Below are 9,202 nucleotides of genomic sequence, written 5' to 3'. Positions count from 1 at the left end.
TATTCCTCCTATACTTTATGATTACAAATTTGATATTAACTAACTCATTCTAAAAGTCGATCTAATTCATCTATAGCGTCATCAACCGCCAGATCAATTTCATCTTCAGAAAGCTGATTAACTTCAGAAAATAGACTTTCTGAATACTCTAGCTCCAAGGAATCCTTCTCCAATCTTGCCTCTGGTGTTTCTGACTCAGAACCAGGAGCCTCTGATGGCAGAAGTATTGTTTCTTCCAAGTAATCAGTTAGTGACTGAATATTAGGATAATCAAAAGCTAGAGAAGATGGCAGAGAACAATCTAAACTTATCTGCAACTTATTCCTCAACTCAACAGAAGTCAAAGAATCCATTCCTAGGTCAAAAAATCCTGTTTCTAATGAAATAGATTCAGGATTTTTAATTCCTGACACTAGAGCAAATTGACGTCGAACATGAGCCACTAATAACGAGCGACGCTCATTGGGTGCTGTTGCCTCCAATTTTGCCAGAAATTCTGACTTATATATTTCAGAAGTAGTTTGAGTTGTTTCCTGCCAATCTGCCAAGAAAGGCCATTGGGCTACTCTTTCCTGCCAAGCAGACCACTCAATTGGTAGCACCCCTACTTCTATATCTGAACCACTCATCAGTAGCTCTAGAGACTCTAGCGCCTGAGTTGGAGATATTGCTGCTATTCCCTGCTGCTGTAAACTAACACTTTCTCCACCTTGAGCAACAGTTCCCCAATGAATGCTCAATCCTGGCAATCCCATACCCCGACGATAATGAGCTAAACCATCTAGAAACCCATTAGCTACAGCATAATTTCCTTGATTTGGTGAACCCAACAGAGATGCAACTGAAGAAAACATTACAAAAAAGTCTAGCTGCTGATTTTGAGTCAATTGATGCAAATGCCAAGCACCTTTAACTTTTGATGCGATCGCTTCTTCAAAGTCAGACAAAACCCGATCTTGTAGCATTCCATCGGGCAATATTCCTGCGGAATGGATTACTCCTGCTAGCGGTATATTTGAGTCCTTAATGTTGTGTAGCACTCTAGCGATCGATTCCATATCGGACACATCAACTTTTTCAGCTACAACCGAAGCTCCAGCTTTTTCTAACTCAGTTATTGTTTGACTGTTAGTACCATCTGGCGAACAGTTTCCTAGCAACACCAGATGCTTGGCTCCTTTATCTACCATCCAACGAGCCACCAATAACCCTAAACTGCTAATACCTTCTGTAATTAAGTAGGTAGCATCCTCCCGGAAACGCAAAGACTTTTGAGTAGTAGTAGCATCAGCTTCTTGTGCTGTCACTGCTTGCTGATGATGACTAGCCACCAATCGAGCCACATAACGCTCATCCCCACGCCATGCTACCCGATCTTCCTTATCCTCCGCCCAAATTTCCTCGAATAGTTCCTCAGCTTGAGTCTCTATCGTCTCCTGTGAGTCTAAATCTATACACGCGCACTTGAGTTCGGGATGTTCTAGGCTAATTACTTTCCCCATACCCCACAATGAAGATTGGGCTACTCCTGGTATGACTGAATTATTTGACGGTACTGCTTGAGAACCATTCGTTACTAACCATAACCGGGGCGACTCAGATAACTTGGCTTTGACTAAAGCTTGTACCAAAGATAAGGTAGTACCACAGCCTAGCTTCGATAAATGTCCTAATTCCTCAGCGCTTATGTTTCTACCCACCCCTGCTTCGGTTGTCCAACATTGTACTACCCCCAGTAAGGATGGGGATTTGGTAGCTACAGTTTCTATCAGTTTCTCAAATTCTTCTGGATGATGAGGAGCGATCGTAAATTCTTCCGGGGCAAGCTGTTGATAGTTCTCTCCAGCAAATACTAATGTACAAGCATCTCCTGATGATCGCAGGTGACTAGCTAGCTGTTGAGCAACTCCCTGTTTATCTGCCAGTATCAACCAGCTCTTCTGTGTCGATGATGTTGAGTCTAAAGTTGTTGGAGGAGCTTTAGCAACGATAACTCCTTGTTGAGCAAACACTTCTGGCATCTCCTCAACTTCTGGGAGAGTAACGACTTGAGTAAAACCTGTTTCACTCAAAACCTGTTGCCACTGCTGACGACTCAAGAGAGGATAGTCCGCCCGCAATTCATCATCGCTGAATTTCCACCATCCTTCTAATAATCCAAAAATTAAATCCAAAAATCGAGAGCGAGTTGTTCTTTCATACAATACCAATGTTCCCCCTGGTGCTAACAGTTGTCGGACATGGGATAATGTCTGCTTTATACTGGTTGTAGCATAAAGAACATTGGCTGCAATAATTACATCATATTGATGAGATGCAAATCCTTGACTACTTGGCTCTACCTCTATATCTAAGGTTTGATAGTCTAGGAATTTATAATCCTGGAATTTCTGTTGAGCTTGTCTGGTAAGTATGCCATCAATATCAGTGAATATATATTCTGTTTGATTAGGATTTAGATGGGGCAGAATATAACTTGTAGTTTCTCCTGTTCCCGCTCCAATTTCCAACACCCGAATCCCTCTGCTAGGGGGTAAATCCTCAATAGTTTGAGCGATGGTTTTTTGTACTATCGTGTTCATCACCTTGGCTACAATTGAGTCTTGATAGACTTGGGTAGCTGCCGTCAAATCCCCTTTCGGAAACACCAGTTCTAGGGGATTTATTGCTCCTTTGAGGACTCCACGGAGTTGAGATGCACAACGGTTTAAGAGTGTTAATGCTGCTTCTGCTTCTGGATATTGATTCAGTAAACTCTGGCTTTGTTCGCTAGGGTTGACTTTTTCTAGGGTTTGTTGTACCTGCCATTGCTGTTGGTCGTACTTAAGTATTCCTACTTCTTCTAAGATTTGTAGCAGACGCCCAAATAATCGTCGCTGACTCGGAACTATACCTAAACGTTGAACTACGGCCTCCAAGTCAAAGCTCTCTGTTGGCTTATAAGACCAATCCATTGATAGCAAAGCTTGCACTATATAATCTACGCTTAATTCTTCCAGGTTCCTTTCTATTTCTGAGGTCTGAGTATTATCTACCTGGCTTACTAATTCTTTAAAGCTAGGAGTTAATTTTTGGGAAACTTCTACGGGATCGAGCAAGAAAGCAGGTGGTAGCAATCTGCCCAAAAGACCTTTGGATCTCCATTCTACTTCATACAACCAATTACTGATTTCTACTTCTGTTCCTAGTATAGTCTGTTGATTCGCCAGTTTGACTTGTAAACCTTCGACTGTGGCAATAATTTCTCCTTCTGGAGTCACTAGCGTCACTTGAGCGGTTAAACTTTTTTCACTTTCCACTACAGCGATCGCCGATGCGCAAGCATACAAGGAAAGCCCAGGACTACCATATATTTTGAACTGTTCTATCCCGACTGTCAGATAGGTTAGATCGCTGTCTACTTCTGGCAGTGCATGAACAATTATCTGCAAAGCTGCATCTAATAATGCGGGATGGAACTGATAATCAATTGTTTGTGCTATCAATTCTTGGGGTAATTTAATCTGAGCTAATGCTTGGTTTTCTCCATACCATAACTCGTAGATACCTTGGAAATTGCTGCCATAATCAATCCCTAATTTCTGACATTGTTGATAATGTTGTTCAACTTCTATTGATTGACTACACTCAGCTTTATATTTTTCTAAATCTACTTTAGTAGGAGTTGTATCTGTTTGAGCAGTTCGGATTTTTCCTGTAGCATGGAGTTTCCATTTCTGTTCCTCTTGATTTTGTTGTTGAGAAAATATTTGGAATTGGTAGCTTTGATTGTCTAGTGGAGTCAGAATGGTTTGGGCATTTGTTAATTCTCCTGGTGGTAGTGTCCATCCCTTACTGATGCTTAAATCTTCTATTACTATTTGGGGTGTTTTTAATTGGCGATTTCCTGCTGCCATTGCTATTTCTAGGTAGCCTGTTGCCGGAAATAATGCTCGATCAAATATTCGATAGTAACTCAAATAGTTGGGTGAATTTTCCCCTATTTGTGATGCAAATATTTGTTGTTCGCTGGCACAATTTAGCTTTTGACCTAGTAGTGGATGGAAGTTTTGGCCTTTGGAAAACTGTTGTTGAGGCGAGAAGTTGAACTTGTTGTTGGTTTCTATCCAACATCTTTCTCGTTGGAATGGATAAGTCGGCAATGCCACTTTCTGACGACTATAGTCTGAGTCAAATCCTAACCAATCTATTTTTACTCCTTTGACATACAATTGTCCCAGACTTGATAGTATTTGTTCCCATTCATCTACTCCCGGACGCAATGATGGCAACCATTCTCCTACATCTTCTGTTACACATCGTCTGCCCATGCCCAACAATATTGGTTTTGGTCCGATTTCCAGGAAGGTTTGATATCCTTGCTCTTCTAGAGTTTTCATACTCTGGGCAAATTTTACTGGTTGCAGAACATGATCTACCCAATATTGAGCAGTAGTTATTTCTGTACCTACTTCAGTACCAGTGACATTTGATATTATTGGTATTTGCGGTTTATTATAGGTAATTTCTTTGGCTACTGCTGCAAATTCTGTTAACATTGGTTCCATCAATGGGGAATGGAAAGCATGGGATACTTGTAGTTTTTTAGTCTTCACTTTCGCTGCTTCCAATTCACTACAAATCTTAGCGATCGCTCCACCCTCTCCGGAAATTACTATACTTTTCGGTCCGTTAACTGCTGCTATTGTTACTTGGGAACTATATTCTTTGATAGCTTCCATTACCTGAGATTCTGATGCCATTACCGATACCATCTCACCACCAGAGGGTAACTGTTGCATCAACTTACCCCGCATAGCTATTAATTTTAGACCATCTTCCAGACTTAATACTCCTGCTACTGTTGCTGCTACATATTCTCCTACACTATGCCCCATTACTACATCTGGTTTCACTCCCCATGATTGCCATAATTTAAAGAGAGCATATTCTATGGCAAATAGTGCTGGTTGTGTATAAGCTGTTTGATCTAATAAATCGGCAGTTGACTGTTGTGTATCTTGAGGATAAATAACTTCTAATAGAGGTACTTCCAGATAGGGTTGTAAAATTTGGTCGCATTCGTCTAAACCTTGACGGAAAGTCGGTGCTTGTTCATACAGTTGCCTTCCCATATTTGTATACTGGGAGCCTTGACCTGTAAATAGGAATGCTATTTTCTGACTTTGCTTATTTGTCTCGCCTGAAAATACTCCTACTAATTCTGACTGAGTTTTCCACTCTAGCAGTTTCTCTATTAATTCTTGAGGTTCGGATGCGATCGCTCCTAGTCGATGATTAAAATGGGTTCTACCTGTAGCAGCTGTATAACATATATCATGTAGGGAGGTTTCGCGAAACGTCTCTACATTAGTTTCTAAATAACTTTGATAACTACTGACTAAATCTTTTAGAGAATTTTCTGTTTTCGCCGATAAAGTTAACAAATGCAGAGAACGTTCTAAATATTCTTCACTTCTGACTTTTGACTTCTGACTTCTGACTTCACTAGGAGCTTCTTCTATAACAATATGAGCATTAGTACCGCTAAAACCAAAAGAACTAACTGCGGCTTTCCTTGGTTCTCCTGCTGAAACTTCCCAATCTTTTAATTCTGTATTAACATAAAAAGGGCTATTTTCAAAGTCAATATGTGGGTTTGGTTGCTCAAAATGTAACGACGGTACTAATTTTTGGTTTTTGAGACACAAAATCGTCTTGATCAAACCAGAAACTCCAGCAGCAGTTGAGGCATGGCCAATATTACTTTTGACCGAGCCGATCGCACAAAAATGCTTCTTCTTCGTCCACTTAGAAAAGGCTTCTGTTAAAGCTTCTACTTCTATTGGATCTCCCAGAGGTGTTGCCGTACCATGAGCTTCTACATAACTAATAGTTTCTGGATTAATGCCAAACTTCTGATAAACTGCTGCTTCTAAACTAGCTTGAGATTGACTGCTAGGGGCACTAATTCCGTTAGTATTACCATCATAATTTACCCCCGTTCCTTTGATAACTCCATAAATAAGATCGTTGTCTTGAACTGCTTGACTATAGCTTTTTAACAAGATAACGCCACAACCTTCGCTCCAAGTTGTACCTGACGCTGAAGCATCAAAAGTTTTACAACGTCCATCAGGGGATATCATTTGAAACTGACTTGAGGCTATTTGGAAGTCTGCTGTTGCACAAATAGAAATACCTCCAGCGATCGCCATTTCGCTTTCCCCTCTCTGTATACTTTCACAAGCTTGATGAATAGCGACTAATGAGGACGAACAAGAGGTATCAATAGTTGCTACTGGCCCTTTCAAGTCAAGGAAGTAGGCAATTCTTGCTGGTACAAGAGACAGAATATTTCCTGTTAGTACAAACCGATGAGTCTCTAATCCAGCAATTGACAATAACTTGAGATAATCACCTGTTGATGCTCCCACAAATACTCCACACTTTTCACCTTTGAGAGAATCAGTAGCATATCCAGCATCCTCTATAGCATGGTAAGCTTCTTCTAAAAATATTCTTTGTTGAGGCTCGACAAACTGAGCTTCTTCGGGAGAAATTTTAAAAAATAAGGGGTCAAATTTATCAATTTCCTCTAAAAAACCAGCGCACTTTGAATAGGCAGTACCTGGATTCTCTGGATCTGGATTATACCAATTCTTTTCTTCCCATCTTCCAGGAGGTGGATCTGTTACACTATCAACTCCATTCTTTAAATTTTCCCAAAATTCTTGCCAGTTATTTGCTCCTGGATATCGACATGAGATTCCAATAATTGCTATATCTGTGTTCGCTATATCATTGTTACCAGAGTTAAGCCCTTCACTAACATCTGTTTTAATTTCTGGTGCTACTTCTAATAATAAATTTTCTGCTGCGTCTAATGAGATTTTTCCTGAGCTTAACAATGATAACAATTCTTCTGAATTATCAGGATTTACCGATTTATTTTCATAGTTATCTATTTTTTTTTGAGTTGTCGTTTTAGCTGGCGATTTTCCCTCATCCAAACCTAACAGAATTGATTCTACATTCTCCAAGGAAATATCACCTGATTGTAACTGATTTAATAATTTTTCTGTATGATCTTCTGGTTTGACTACTTCTAATTCTAATAATAAATTTTCTGCTGCTTCTAAAGATATTTCTCCTGAGCTTACCAAAGACAATAATTCTTCAGATAATAAGTCATCATAATTATCCGTATTTACCGATTTATTTTCATAGTTATCTATTTTTTTTTGAGTTGTCGTTTTAGCTGGCGATTTTCCCTCATCTAAACCTAACAGAATTGACTCTACATTCTCCAAAGAAATCTCACCTGATTGTAACTGATTTAATAATTTTTCTGTGTTCTCTTCTGGTTCTACTACTTCTAATAATAAATTTTCTGCTGCTTCTAAAGATATTTCTCCAGCACTTACCAAAGATAACAATTCCTCAGATAATAACTCATCATAATTTTCAGGAGCGATCGCTTTTACATCCTGAACTGTTTCTGGTATTTTTTCTTCAGTCATTTCTAGAAGTAGCGTTTCTGCATTTTCTAAGGAAATATTACCAGACTGTAATTGATATAAGATATTTTCTTCTTCTGTTAACTGACTCTGCTTCTTATCAAATGATTCCTGTTTATTACCTTCACCTCCTGCAAAACTTGATAGAATCAAATTTTTCACCTCAGGTTGATTAAAGGTTATTTCTTGCATTTCTACTTCTTTGGGAAGCACCTCTTGTAATTTTTTTCTAATATCTGAAATTAAGTATTTCTTTAAAGTAACTAGAGACAACCTTGGTTTTTCTGCTATTTCATTAGCAATTTTTCTGGCAAACTTTAGCACTTCCTTTCTAGGTAAAACTGGAAAAGGAATTCCCCGCTTTTCTAATTCTTTCCCACGATAATTGCGGGCGGTGTACACCATTTCTTGTCCTAGTTCTAACCCTAGCTTTTTAAGTAATATAAATACTGCTCCAGCTCCAGGAATAAAACCATATTTCAGAAAGTTACTGGCATAAAAACTTTCTTGACTCAGCACAAGTAAATCTGCATATAAACCTATAGCAAAACCACCGCCTAATGCGTGACCTTCTATAGCAGCAATAACAGGTATCGGACAATTTAGTGCCAAAGTTAATAGCTCAGTAATTTTCTCAACAGAAAAGTTATCTTCTGTTTGAAAAGTTGACATTAACTGTTCGCCACTAACACCAGTGCCAAAGTAATTATTAGTTCCTGCCAATATAACTACTTTATAGTTCTTATTCTCTCTAACTGCTTGAAAACATTGAAATAATCCTGTCACCATTTCCTGGGAAAAATTATTTCTGTTCTCCTCATCATTCATAGTGATTTGAACAACACCATTTCCCAACTCCACCAGTTGTGCCTTAGAATTACCCTTAACTGAGTCCTGATTAAAATTCAACTTTGCCATGGAAACACCCCCTCTTGTATAAATAGTCTAATTTTTTCGCGAAAAGCAGGTTTTACCATCATACTACAAGACGTATTTACAACTAAATCTTGAGTTTCTTCTTGAATAATCCATAATTTATTCATCAAGTCTTTTAACTCTTTGACTCCGGATGATTCTAAATATCTTAGACGTCGAATATATTGATTAATTGACTTATTAGTATCCTCATTATATTCATCAACTAACCCCCAGTTATAAGCCTCTGATGCTGAAATTGGTTGAGTTGTTAGTGATAAACGTTGAGCTTTTTGGAACCCTACTCGACGAATCAAAAATGGCAATACACAAGCAGGTAACAAGCCAAATAAAAGTTCAGATAAAACGAAGGTAGCAGTTTGATCCGCAACAACTATATCGCTAGCTGCTACCAAACCCACACCTCCTGCTTGCACCCTCCCACGGACTCTTGATAAAATCACTTTGCTACTTTGATACATCTGTTTCAAGATGTTGTAGTAACTGTGCATATTCTGTTTTGGATCAAGTTCCCTTCCATCTGCTACTTCTTGAAAATCCATCCCCGTACAAAACACATCAGGTAGTCCTTCTAGAATCACTACTTTAACTGTTTCTTCTGCTTCAGCAGCTTGTAAAGCTAACAATAATTCTTGGGCTAGTTCGGGATTAATGCTATTGTTAGCGTCAGGTCGATATATCTGAATTCTTTGTACAGCAGGCTGATAATTAACTTTTAGGGTTTGATAGTAGTCCATAGCTATAAATTTATATTATCGATGAAATTC

The 9,202-nt window shown here is 38.9% G+C and carries 2 protein-coding genes; both read right to left on the bottom strand.

Features of this window, described 5'->3' with window-relative positions:
* Positions 1 to 44: 44 nt before the first annotated feature.
* A complete protein-coding gene (locus tag D5R40_RS34030) occupies positions 45 to 8,417 on the bottom strand; it encodes a type I polyketide synthase (RefSeq protein ID WP_124155960.1) in 8,373 nt (2,790 codons plus the stop codon).
* A complete protein-coding gene (locus D5R40_RS34025; RefSeq protein WP_124155959.1) occupies positions 8,405 to 9,172 on the bottom strand; it encodes an enoyl-CoA hydratase/isomerase in 768 nt (255 codons plus the stop codon). The genes D5R40_RS34030 and D5R40_RS34025 overlap by 13 nt, the downstream gene beginning before the upstream one ends.
* Positions 9,173 to 9,202: the final 30 nt, after the last annotated feature.

Origin of the sequence: Okeania hirsuta, from assembly GCF_003838195.1 — a bacterium.
GTDB lineage: Bacteria > Cyanobacteriota > Cyanobacteriia > Cyanobacteriales > Microcoleaceae > Okeania > Okeania hirsuta.
This window is presented reverse-complemented; position numbering and strand designations above follow the sequence as displayed.